The organism is Novosphingobium sp. TCA1, from assembly GCF_009811895.1.
Taxonomy (GTDB): Bacteria; Pseudomonadota; Alphaproteobacteria; order Sphingomonadales; family Sphingomonadaceae; genus Novosphingobium; species Novosphingobium panipatense_A.
Map to the genome: position 1 here is coordinate 1 of NZ_BLJH01000061.1, position 9,837 is coordinate 9,837.

The following is a 9,837-nucleotide window of genomic DNA, read 5'->3' on the forward strand; positions in this document are numbered from 1 at the left end:
CGATGCGCTGCCCGTTGTAGCAGACCAGGATCTCCCATTGGGTGACGCTGAAGCGCTTCTGCTCGATGGTGACAAGGGCGGGGTCGAAGACCGGCTTGGGTGTCTCGGAAGGACCGGCGCCCGTTCCGAGAACGCGGCCGATGATGCCGGTGGTGCTGTGAAAATCGATCCCGGCGTCAGTGATGATGACGCAGCCGCCGCCAAATTCGTCAGGCCGCAAGGCATCGCAGGTGTGCGCCCATGAGAATGCGCAAGGGAGTGCGGATTTGCAGGCGGTGAAGATCAGGTTTGCCACCTGATCGACGCCGAACTGGTTGCCGCTGAAGCTGACTTTGCAGTGTCCCTCGGCATCGACTTCGCTGATGACGATGCTGCAGTCGAACGACGGGAAATCGGGATCGTCGAAGAGGTCGAGAAAACTCCCGAAATCGTCACCGTCCTTGGGCGGGAAGAGAGCGGCAAAGCGCGGACCGAGGTTGTCGTATTCGAGGTCGCGGGGAGTATCGCTCGCGAAATCCTCGACGATTTCGCTCGCGCGCTGCGCCAGCCTGACCAATTCGGCATCCTCGGCGGTCATCTCGAGGATGAAGGAACTGGAGAGGTAATTGTTTGCCATGATGGATCTCCTGAGCAGTCAGGCGGGATCGCCGGCGAGACGCGCGCAGGCGGTCTCGGCGAGTTTGGGGAATGCGGCCGAAAGGTTGGTGTGGATCGTCTCGAATGCGGGGATCGCGAAACGACCGTTGGCGCCGGGCCGCGTGGTCAGCAGCGCGCCGATCGCCACTTCGTCGAGTTCGGGCCGGGGAATGGAGGCGACGTTGCCGTCATATTCGACAGGACAGGCAATCGCAGCCTCGATCCAGGAGCCGAGCCCGTCTTCTACGGCCTCGGCGTAGGCGGCGACGGCAGGATCGTCTTCATCGTCGATGTGCAGGACGAGGGTTCGATAGGTGCCGAAATCGTGCCGGTTAGGCTTGCTGGTGAGGCGGCATCCCTGCGGAGGAAGGCCATGGATGGCGATGATGCCGATCCGATAGGCGTCGATCTCGAAGCGGTTGACCCGCGCGAAATCGGGGGTCTGGCCAAGCTGGGCGCAGTCGGCGTTCGCGGGCGCTGCGCCAATGTCGATGGTGTAGGACAAGGGAACCTCCGTCGATCCTCCATGGATCGCCCATCCCCTTCCCCCTCATCTCAAGGGTCATCAGGCTCGATGGTGAAGTTCCAGCCATGCACATGAAGCATCTCGTTCGTGCCGCGATCGAAGGCCAGGAAAGTGTCATCGAGGTCGGCTTCAGGTTCGATCAGCCATTCGAGGGTATGGTGGGTACTGTCTGCGATGACGGCGCGCGTGTAACCGGCCTCGCGGGCTTCGGCCTCGGTGTGGATCGGCGGAGGCGATGCCTGGATGAAGGGCTTCGCAGCCTCCTGGGCAGGCCCATCGAATGTGCCGAGGGTCTTCAGGCGATCGGTCTCCAGCGTCGCGCCAAGATCCTCGGGCAGATCGGCATATTCGGCGGCGACCGTGATTGCGGCCGCTGCGGTGGGAAGTTCGCCGGGGGCAGCGCCCTTCCAGATGTATGTCGCTTCCTCGCCGTCGATGCGGGGATGGGGTTGCATGACCTGGACGAAGAACGTGCCCAAAGGCCGGTCCCATCCGATGGCGACGCTGCTCGCAACGCCTTTTCCGGGAAAATCATAACGGCTCATGAGGGTGGATCTCCGTTCAATTCGCCAGCGCGAGCCATTCCACATGCCAGGGGCGCGGGAATGGATTGTAGCGGATGAAGGCAGGGACAAGGGGCATGCCCATGGCAGCGAGGCTTTCCGCCGTGGAAACCCGCTGGAGGGCTTCGGCAAGGTCATCTTCCAGCATGAAGTCCAGCATGGCAGCTTCGTGGACCTGTTCACAAGTGAGCATTGTCCAGTCCAGCGCATCGAGGAAACCTCGCGGCGCTGGGTGAAGCGTTCGATCCGGGCGGCATCGCTGCGAACGAGATCGAGAACCTGATGTGTGGTGAGCATGGGATGTCTCCCTAAGCGGCGATGGGCTCGCGCGGCGCCTGCGTGTGGGGCTCGATGGGCGCGGGCGAGGGTACGATGGCATCGAGCCGCAGATCACGGCGGATGCGCGCTGCGAAACGGATTGGCCGGACGAAATCGCGCATTGCCGCGAAGCGCAGCTTCTGGCCGGATGCAGGACCGCGTTTGGCGAAGTATTGCACCTCGTTGCCCTCATGGAGCGGGCCGACGCTGAGCATGATCGAAATGTCATCGCTCGACAGCGCGACATATCCCGCGATTGCCGGGTCGCTGGGTGTGGAGCTGATAGAGTAGCTGCCCGGCGCCAAGCCGATTTCCATCGCGAGCGCCTTCATGGCCTTGGCACCGTCCTTGTGGAATCGCTCTTTGGCAACGCGGTCATGGGCCACTCCACGCACGGCCAGGGTGAGAAGTGCGGGAAAGCGTTCGAGTTCGATGACGCGGCGGCTGCAGGCGAAACGCAGGCTGTCATCATCGGCGCGGTCGGCGGTGACGGCTGCGAAGTGGCGCGCGAGGAGCGCGATTGCCGGGTCATGGTCGGGGTCGACGCCGGCGATACGGCAGTCTTCCATCGCCCTGTTGAGCGCATGCAGCGTCGCGGTAATGGTCGTGAGGCTGCTGGGGTCGATCGCCTGCATGTGACGGAACGGGACGTCGTAGGTCATGGTAGGGCTCCGGGTCAGACCGAGCGCATTCCCGCGCTCGATCCTCCCTTCCCCCTCTCCTCTGCGGCCTCGGACCCTTGGCTGTTTCAGGTCTCGGAGGGGAACCAGTCGGCCTCGGTGATCGTGCCGGTGGCCTCGAGCGCCTCGATGTCGTCGAGCTGCCAGCGCCTACCGCCGGGTCCGAGATTGGCATAGCCCGCGTAGAAACGGTCGTTGTGCTCGATGAACTGCGTGTAGACGCGCTCAACGACGGCTTCACCGACAAACCAACCGGGGTTGAAGCGGCTATAGATCGGGGGGAGGACGCCCAGCATGTGGGTGTAAAAGCGCTCGGTGACGCGGGTCAGCGGGAATTTCGCGAGCGTGCGGGCCACTTCGGCCTTCCAGTAATCATCGCAGTCGAGAAGGAAGGCCGTGGGGTCAGTCCGCTGGTATGCGGCAAGCGCCCGGTTTTGGTCCGCGGCCTCGGCAATATAGGATTGGGCACGCGGGTTCTCGCCGGTCATGATGTAGCAGTCGGGCATGGAGGGACTCCTCTCGCGAAGAATTTCGCGCTGAGAACACTCCCTCTTTTCTCTTGGCCGCGATCCGGATTTCAGGTCGTTGCGCACTTCCTGGCCCGCCACAGACCGATCAATTCGCTCATAGCCTCTCGCTCACCGAAGGCGTCCGCATAAACGGCACCGGGATGATCCGCGAGATAACCGATGATGGTGGCAATATCGATGCCGATCGCACGATCGAGGCCGAAGATGTCCGAGACGTCGAAATGGCCCCAATCGTCACCATTCCACCATGCAAGGAGGAAGTTCGCAACCTTGGCGGACTGTCCGGTATCCGACCGAGCAACGTCGATCAGGCGAGAAAGAGAGGCGGCAGCGTTGGCGTGATCGATATTGATGGCAGTCATGACGATCTCCTTCAGGGTGAAGCGTATGCGAGGAAATGAATAGAAGCTACAGGCAAGCTATGCTGGTGCGAGCGCGGTAGATGTCGGCCGCCCACGTTTCGATCCAGCCAGTGGTTACTTCATCGTGGGCAAGATCGCCGGTTTCTATAAGCGCGCGGATCTCCGCCTGTGCTTGCTAGATGGCGGCTTCCCATGGATCAGACGGACTTTGTGAAGGTGCCGGTTCTATCGTGATCGTGAGCGGGCGATGAGGCTCGCGCAGTCGATCGAGCTGGGCGATGGTCCATCTCTCCATATGGTCGGCCGCGAAGGCATCGGTCTTCGAGACCTGCCGGCGCCGGGCATCACGGCGCGCGGCCGTGCCCCAGGCCTGGGAATCTAGAGAGGCTACGCGATGTGCGTAGGGCTGAAGGAAGGGGATGGCGGCTCCCTTCACGCCGAAGAGGTGGAGGCGGGGGCCAGGGTTGGGCAGCACCGCGTCGAGGTGCGCGACAACGGCGATCAATCCGTCAGGGCCATGGATGTCGCGGCGACACATGGAGCCGACGCCGACGATCGTGCCGGGATTCATCGACCACGCCAGCATTTCGGCGCAACGCTCGTAGTCCTCTGGATAGCGACCCTGCAGGACGGGCATGAACCGGTCGATGATGCCGAGGTCATGCGCGCGCGATCGGCATTCGCGGTTCGTCGCCACGGTGCGGGCGATACGGTCGAGGACTTCGGCGCGATCGGCGGCAATCTCCGCTTCGCAGCAATAGTCGGCGGCCGCGAAGCGCCGGAACGGATAGGATGCGGCCAGAGCCATGTAGTCGGCGATCGACCATGGATAGCCGCCATATCTGGACATCAGGACATAGCCCGCGCTGTCGAGGTCGAGGCTGTTGAGCCCGTGGGCATTCGTCAGTTGACCAGTGCGCCAGCCTCGCCATTCGCGCCAGCCCCCTGATGCGGTGCGCCAGCGCGAAAGGCAGTTCGCGGAAATCAGCATGGGCTGCTGTATGATCCGCGCGCGCTGAAGGATTGGTCCTTCGTTGAGATGGGGCAGGCCGACGATCACCTCGATCGTCATGGCAGGATCTCGGCGTCGAGTTCGTCGAAGCTGATGACGCTGGCGCGCTCATCATACCGGGCGGCATCGACGAGGGCCTTGAATATGGGATCGGCGTATGTCGGACGGGCCAGATGATCGACGCTGGCGAGCCGGTAGCCAAACACGCCGACTTTGCCGCTCGGCACCCAATCGGCCCAATCGCCGTAGGCGGTGGTCACAACGACCTGACCGATGCGTGCCTCGAACGCTTCGCGCTCGCGCCTGACATGGCTCTGGCGGGGTTCTACGGCTTCGCCGGCATAGGCTTCCCATCGCTCGGGCCGCCAGCATTTGACGGTGCTGGTGGCAAGCGAGAGTTCGATGTCGAAGAGCGGATCTCCGGCAGCGGCAAATTCGGTCTGGAACGCCACGATCACGAGCGACCAGTCAACGTCATGCTCGTACTCGGGTTCATCCAGGCGCAGTGCCTCGGGCATCGCGGCCTGGCGTGTTTCGGACAGGATAAAGCCGCCATGCGACGGGGTCACGACGCGCCAGATGCCGGGGAGCCGCTGCGTGGTAGTGACGGGCTTGCCCCAGCGGGTCATCTCAGGTGCGGGGGAGGAAGCGAATGCGGGCATGTGTACTCTCCTCGATCGTTCGCTTCCACCTTCCCGCTCCCCTCATTCGGCCTCGGAGAGCCAGGTCGCCATGTTCTGGACGACGGGGCGCCGCTCGCAGTGCCGCCGAGCGCCCTCGGCGCTGTTGATGGCGCTGTGAAGGCGGCCAGCGGCCTTGGAGGCCCCGGCCTCGCGCAAGAGGGCGCGGGCACGGCGCATGAGTTTCAGGGCGTCGTCGATTTGTTGCTTCGAACGCGGTGTGGCGGGTTTCAGGCGGGGCATCTCAAGTCCTCCTGTCTCTTGAGGGCAATGCGCGCGGCGACCTCGCTTGCCGAAAGGTCAGTGCGCTCGATCACGCGCCAGGGCTGCAGGTCATTGCCGGGGGTGATCATGACCGCGATTCCGGCCTGCATCATGCGCTGCGCGACGCGGATGGCATTCTCGCGGCTGCAGAGCCGTGCCCGCAGCGGCGAGAGGGTGGATGCCGCGCTCATGGCGGGGGCATCGCAGCGGATGGGCGGGGGGCGAAGACCGTTCGGTGGACCTTCGTTTCCGGGACGATCGACCATTCGAGGTCACGGAAATTGCGAATGCGGTAGTGGCCGTATGTGCCGACAGGCCGGAAGGTGATGGTCGCGCCCCGCTTGATGACGGTGAACTCGTCGCCGGCGAAGCCATCGGTGAATGTGATCGCCTGCGGGAATTTGACGCGCATGCCGTCGACGATCTTCCGGGAACGCTTCTGCAGGCGGGCGAGGCAGCGCCGACGCCAGTCGAGAGCATTCTCGTTGGTGGTCGGCGTCAGCAGGCGAAGGATATTCTCGGGTGCTTCTGCTTCGCAGGGGCCCATGCCTTCGCTCATGTCCTTGAACCCGAAGTGCATGGCCTCCTTGTCCCTCGGGTTCCACTTCACGAGGCAGACCATGGCGATGACCTCGGTCGGCACGCCGTTTTCGGAGTATTGCACCGCTGCGTACCACACCCGGTTGCCGGGGCAGGACGAGGCAAGGACGCGAGCGCCGCGCGCGATTCCGTTGTCGTCCGGCGCATTGATGAAGGTGAACTGGGCGTCGAGATAGGACTTGGGCGTAGCGTGCCCGCCCATGTGGTGCCTGTTCATGAAGAGCCAGCCCATGGTGATGTCTCCTGCTAATGGAAGTCATGCCGCGGCCTTCAGGGCATCGCCGGCAGGCGCGTTCGCCTCGGCAAGGCTGAAGGCGCGCAGATAGTTGAATGCTTGCTCGGCTTTGGCCGAGGCGGTGAAGATGGCGCTGTGGTCAGCGCGAAGCACCTTGATCCAATTAGCAAGGTAGCTGGCATGGCTGTCATGCAGCTCGGTCGGCAAGCCGAGGTCGGCGCAAACGTAACTTGCTGTTAGTTCAGCACAAAGTTCCTCGACGCAGTAAGCATCGTCACCGAAACGCTTGCCGAAAGTGCGATTGAGCCGCTCCTTGCTGCCACTCCAATGGGCACTTTCATGCGCCCTCGTGGAAGCGTAGGCGTCGCCCGATCTGAAGCAGCCGGGGCGGGGAAGCTGGATGTAATCGCCGAGCGGGCTGTAATACGCCTCGTCGCCGCCGTGGCGAACCCGGGCAGGGATCGCCGCGAAGAATGTATCGATCGCGTCCTGGCGCTGCGATAGCAGGGTCGGTGTCGGGGGTACGTCGCGCGCGTAGTAGTAATCGGGCAGGCCCTCTATCTCGTCGGCGTTGTAGACGATGTAGTGACGCAGGAAGCGGATCAGCTGGCCGGTAGCCTCGCCCAGCAATCCCGGCTGCCCTGCCTTGCGGAAGCTGGAGGCGTAGATCGACATGGATGGATCGGCCTGGCGGCGCACATGCGCGCCAAGTTCCTCGGCCTGGCGGGCTGTCATCCAGTAGCGGCTGCGGTAGCCACGCGCGTCGGCGATCGTCCAGAGCCAGAGGCAGTTGATGCCGTTGTACGGAGTGCCTTCATGGCGGAGCGGTCGGCCGCCCTCCCCGGTCAGCGACCAGGAGCGGGTCCACGGGGTTGTGCCGGCCTCGAGCCGGGAAACGATGGCATTGGTGACTTCGCGCGCGATGTCGCGCGAATTGCGGGGTGTCTTCATCTGGAATGTCCCTTGTCCGGTGTGGCGAGAAAAGCCGCCGGTGAGCCGTAAAGCCCACCGGCGGATCGTCGGTCGGGTCGGATGGACGCTCGTTATTCCGCCGCTTCGGCCCACTGGCTGACGGCATCGTTATCGCCGTAGACTGCCGGCGAGCCGTCATCGATCTGCTGATCGTCGTCGCCTTCGCCGGTGTGCTCGTCGTCGATCGAGACGTTCTCGCCATCATCGCCGTCGTCGGGACCGGAAAGGGCAGCGTCGATCAGGCTGGCCAAATCGTCTTCGACGTCGTCAGGTGCGCTCGCCTCGCCGGTGTCCCCGGCTTCGTCGCCATCGTCATGATCGGTGGACGTCTCGGGGGTGTTGAAGCGCATCGCTGCGGGCACCCAGGCCAGTGCCCTTTCCTTGACGTCGGCCTCGATCACCGCGTCGCCGGCGAACAGCTTCTCGCAAGAGGTCGAGATTTCGCCCTTCTTCTGGCTCGCATGGCGGCCCGAGAGGGCGGGACCGCCGACTTCGTCGAGCAGCGAGAGCAGAGCACCCTTGGGAACGCGGTCGAAGAAATTCTCCGAGGTCGGGCGCCACCACTTGGCAACATCGACTTCGAGCAGCCCGGCAAGGTGGTTCTGGAGGGCGTTCTGACGATGGCTGTAGGTTTCCTTCGCCTTGAACGACCGGGCAACGATCCACGCGAGCCATGCCGCCTTGACCTCGTCGTCCAGCGCGCGGAAGGCGTCGAAGCGATCGACCATGCTCTTGTGCTCGGTCCAGGACGCATCGAGACCTTCGCGCACTTCGGCCAGATAGTCATGGGCGACCGACTTGGGATAGGCGGCACCACGAACCGGATCTTCCGGGTGCGAAGCCCGGATCGTGGTGCCGCAGGTCTCGTCCGTCCCCGTGGACTTGTCGACCATGGCGAACAGCATGTAATCGAGCGCGAGCGCCGGGTTGGCGATCATCGAAGCGCCCAGAACGTCGCGGCGCTGCACCGAAAGCTGGTCGAGGAGAACCTGGCTGAGTGCCTTGCCGCCAGGGGCAGCCTCGTCGGGCGAAACTTCCTTGGTGCCCCCGGTGAAGGTTCCGGTCTCGCCCTCCTCGATGCGGAACGTCGGAGTGCGCGGGGCCGCTTCGCCGGCAGGTTCGCTTTCGATGCCGTCGTCGCCGGTCTCGGCCGCGTCCTCGTCGTCCTCATCGGGTTCGACCATGGTGACGCTGAGCGGTGTTTCGCTGTAGTAGGTGTCGCCGAGTTCCATCCGGCCGTCCTGCGAGAGCGTCAGGAACAGGCCGACACGCGGCGCAAGTTCGGGAGGGAGGATCTTCTCGCGGCGACCGGCATCACGCAGTTCGTCGCTGAGAGCATCGTGTTCGGCATCGAGGGCCTGCCAGGCTTCTTCCTCCAGATCCTCGTCTTCCATCTCGAGGCTGACGATGCTCAGGCGCGCTTCGATTTCGCTGATGCGGATGGTCTGGGCCTCGGTGAGCGGAAGGCTCGGCAGGTGGACGTGGAACAGGCCGCGCGCAGCTTCCCAGGTCGAGTTCGAGGCAACCGGGCGAATCCAGGCGAGGCCGCGTTCTTCACCGATGCGCTTGGCTTCGGCCTCCATGGCGGCCGCCGCGAGGGCCTGCGCGATCTCGGGGTTGGTCCAGCGATCGCCGTTGTCACTGAACAGGTCGCGATCGACGATGCCGCCTGCGGCCACATAGGCTTCCTCGCCGACGAGCCGCGCGACGGGATCGGTCGACTTCATGGATTCGTTGGCGATGACGCGGCGGATGGTGTCGGCGCTGGCGTGGTAGCTGTTGGCGCCATAGCTGTTCCAGACCATCAGCTGGCGCTCATGGCTTTCGGTCGAAGCATAAGCCTTGGCCATGTCGAGCGTCATCGCGCCCGATTTCAGAGCTTCGAAGATCGGCTCGGCGAGATTGGCGAGGCGCAGGCGGCCTTCGACGAAGCGGCGGGTGATGCCGAAACGCTTGGCGACGGCGTCGATGTCGCCGCCCTGGCCGAGGCAGTGCTGGAAGGCCCGGCATTCGTCGGCAGGCGACATATTGAGGTGATGGAAGTTTTCAGCGAGCGAGGCTTCGGAAAGCTCGTCGTTGCCGCCGGTGAGGATGAGGACCGGCACGTCGTATTCGGCTTCGTTGATCTCGCCGCGTTCGGCGAGCAGCTTCAGGGCTCGAAAACGGCGGCTGCCGGCGATGACACCGTAGGAACCTCGCGGCTTCTTCACCGAGGCTACGACCAGGTTCTGCAGGATGCCGCGCGCGGAAATGTCGGCGGCGAACTGTTCGATCAGGTCTTCGCCGCGGGTGCGCACGTTGATGTCGGACAGGACCAGCTTCGCGAGCTTGACGGTCTGGATCATGGGGAAAACACCTTCTTCTCATCGTCCGGCCAATTCACGGACACCCTTCCTCCTCCCCCTCCTCACATGGGCATTTGGCCGTCAACCGCTGGTTGGGACTAACCTGACGTGGTT

The 9,837-nt window shown here is 63.8% G+C and carries 14 protein-coding genes; all 14 read right to left on the reverse strand.

What is annotated here, in order from left to right:
• Positions 1-616 (reverse strand): hypothetical protein (locus tag NTCA1_RS27060; protein WP_159832383.1); only part of this gene is annotated, 616 nt, incomplete at its 3' end.
• 18 nt (positions 617-634) lie between these two features.
• Positions 635-1,141 carry a hypothetical protein gene (locus NTCA1_RS27065; RefSeq protein WP_142639943.1) on the reverse strand — a complete coding sequence of 169 codons (507 nt, stop codon included), beginning with the start codon at positions 1,139-1,141 and terminating at the stop codon, positions 635-637.
• A 50-nt stretch (positions 1,142-1,191) separates the two neighbouring features.
• Complete coding sequence (locus NTCA1_RS28590; RefSeq protein WP_185928880.1) at positions 1,192-1,707, reverse strand: hypothetical protein; 516 nt, start codon at positions 1,705-1,707, stop codon at positions 1,192-1,194.
• Positions 1,708-1,723: 16 nt separating this feature from the next.
• On the reverse strand, positions 1,724-1,918 hold the full coding sequence (locus tag NTCA1_RS27075) for a hypothetical protein (protein WP_236549604.1): 195 nt from the start codon (positions 1,916-1,918) through the stop codon (positions 1,724-1,726).
• A gap of 115 nt (positions 1,919-2,033) precedes the next feature.
• Complete coding sequence (locus tag NTCA1_RS27080) at positions 2,034-2,705, reverse strand: hypothetical protein (RefSeq protein WP_159832384.1); 672 nt, start codon at positions 2,703-2,705, stop codon at positions 2,034-2,036.
• An 86-nt stretch (positions 2,706-2,791) separates the two neighbouring features.
• Positions 2,792-3,229 carry a hypothetical protein gene (locus NTCA1_RS27085; protein ID WP_142639939.1) on the reverse strand — a complete coding sequence of 146 codons (438 nt, stop codon included), beginning with the start codon at positions 3,227-3,229 and terminating at the stop codon, positions 2,792-2,794.
• A gap of 71 nt (positions 3,230-3,300) precedes the next feature.
• Positions 3,301-3,615 carry a hypothetical protein gene (locus NTCA1_RS27090; protein WP_142639937.1) on the reverse strand — a complete coding sequence of 105 codons (315 nt, stop codon included), beginning with the start codon at positions 3,613-3,615 and terminating at the stop codon, positions 3,301-3,303.
• Between the two features lie 175 nt (positions 3,616-3,790).
• Positions 3,791-4,687 carry a hypothetical protein gene (locus NTCA1_RS27095; protein WP_306439320.1) on the reverse strand — a complete coding sequence of 299 codons (897 nt, stop codon included), beginning with the start codon at positions 4,685-4,687 and terminating at the stop codon, positions 3,791-3,793.
• A complete protein-coding gene (locus NTCA1_RS27100) occupies positions 4,684-5,289 on the reverse strand; it encodes a hypothetical protein (RefSeq protein ID WP_236549605.1) in 606 nt (201 codons plus the stop codon). The genes NTCA1_RS27095 and NTCA1_RS27100 overlap by 4 nt, the downstream gene beginning before the upstream one ends.
• A 42-nt stretch (positions 5,290-5,331) precedes the next feature.
• Positions 5,332-5,550, reverse strand: a complete 219-nt coding sequence (locus tag NTCA1_RS27105; protein ID WP_142639935.1) for a hypothetical protein — start codon at positions 5,548-5,550, stop codon at positions 5,332-5,334.
• Entirely contained in the window at positions 5,538-5,762 is a 225-nt protein-coding gene (locus tag NTCA1_RS27110; protein WP_142639933.1) for a hypothetical protein, read from the reverse strand. The genes NTCA1_RS27105 and NTCA1_RS27110 overlap by 13 nt, the downstream gene beginning before the upstream one ends.
• Complete coding sequence (locus NTCA1_RS27115) at positions 5,759-6,403, reverse strand: hypothetical protein (protein ID WP_142639931.1); 645 nt, start codon at positions 6,401-6,403, stop codon at positions 5,759-5,761. Before NTCA1_RS27115 ends, NTCA1_RS27110 begins: the two co-directional genes overlap by 4 nt.
• Positions 6,404-6,427: 24 nt before the next feature.
• Entirely contained in the window at positions 6,428-7,357 is a 930-nt protein-coding gene (locus NTCA1_RS27120; protein WP_142639929.1) for an ArdC family protein, read from the reverse strand.
• A 92-nt stretch (positions 7,358-7,449) separates the two neighbouring features.
• The gene (locus NTCA1_RS27125) at positions 7,450-9,723 is read right to left on the reverse strand and encodes a ParB/RepB/Spo0J family partition protein (protein ID WP_142639927.1); all 2,274 of its coding nucleotides are present in this window, start codon (positions 9,721-9,723) and stop codon (positions 7,450-7,452) included.
• Between the last annotated feature and the right edge of the window lie 114 nt (positions 9,724-9,837).